This window comes from Serratia sp. ASV30, assembly GCF_016428815.1.
GTDB classification, from domain to species: domain Bacteria; phylum Pseudomonadota; class Gammaproteobacteria; order Enterobacterales; family Enterobacteriaceae; genus Chania; species Chania fonticola_C.
On the sequence record NZ_JAELTL010000146.1, the window covers coordinates 1 to 1286 of the forward strand.

General features: G+C 48.1%; 1 protein-coding gene. It reads left to right on the forward strand.

Annotated elements, in window-relative coordinates; translation table 11 throughout:
* Positions 1-114: 114 nt before the first annotated feature.
* A partial coding sequence (locus JHD74_RS25790) for an MFS transporter (RefSeq protein WP_233169692.1) occupies positions 115-1286 on the forward strand: 1172 nt, incomplete at its 3' end.

The following is a 1286-nucleotide window of genomic DNA, read 5'->3' on the forward strand; positions in this document are numbered from 1 at the left end:
CCCCCCCCCCCCCCCCCCCCCCCCCCCCCCCCCCCCCCCCCCCCCCCCCTTTTTAGTTGGCATCGTCGGCAGCGTCAGATGTGTATAAGAGACAGGTGTTACCTTTACTGAAATATGAGCTTCTCGATCGTTATCTTGGTTACTTGCAGAGTCAGAAATTCTTACCTGTTCCCCAAGGGAAGAACGAATTATTTTAATTCTACTGAAGCAGTTAATGATAATGGTGAATTTACTATGATAGATACAAGAGTTTACTTTTCGTTAGCCTGTTTGTGTGCGCTGTCTGTGGCAAATATTTATTATAACCAACCGTTACTGGAGTTGTTTTCTAGGGAATTCAGCGCTAATACCAAGACCGTAGGCTCAATTGCGATGGTTGTTCAGTTATCCTATGCTGCAGGATTGGTCTTTTTTGTCCCCTTGGGCGATCGCGTTGTGCGGCGAAAGTTGCTGAGCTTTTTGCTGGGGATTAATGCTGTTGCTTCACTGTTCGCCGCTATGGCTCAAGATATTGCACAACTGCTGATGAGCAGTATCGCTATTGGTATGACCGCAGTGGGTGCACAAATAATTATTCCAATGGCGACTTTGTTGGCCCCCCCGGAACAACGGGGGCGGGCTGTAGGAATAGTGATGAGTGGACTGATGGCCGGAGTCCTATTTGCTCGCATCCTTTCCGGCGTGATTGGTGAGCACTGGGGATGGCGTGCCATGTATATCGTGGCAGCAGCCATCAATGTGATAATGATAGTGATAATCTATCGTCTACTGCCTCATAACAGCCCATCAAAAAATCCGATGCCTTACCGGCAGTTAATCGTATCGCTTTTAACCTATTTCCGGCAAGAGAGTGAGTTACGCAAAGCCTGTCTGTCTGGAGCCTTAATGTTTGGATCTTTCAGTGCATTATGGGGGGCTCTGGCTTTGCTTCTGTCTCGTCCTCCTTATCATTTCGGCAGTGATATTGTTGGTGCTTTCGGTTTCGCAGGAATTGCAGGGATCCTGATGACACCGATTATCGGTAATTTAGCGGACAGGTATACACCACAGGCGATTGTTTTTTTAGGCAGCCTCTGCACTATAGTCGGTTTTTTACTCCTGGCAATGTCAGGACACTATTTGACCGCCCTCATCATCAGCGTCATTTTTCTAGATGTAGGGGGACGGGCAGGCTTAGTTGGCAATCAATTACGTGCTTTGGCACTGTCGGAAACCGCTCGCAGTCGGCTCAATACTGTCTTTATGTTTTGCTATTTTCTAGGCGGAGCCTTTGGCACATACATAGG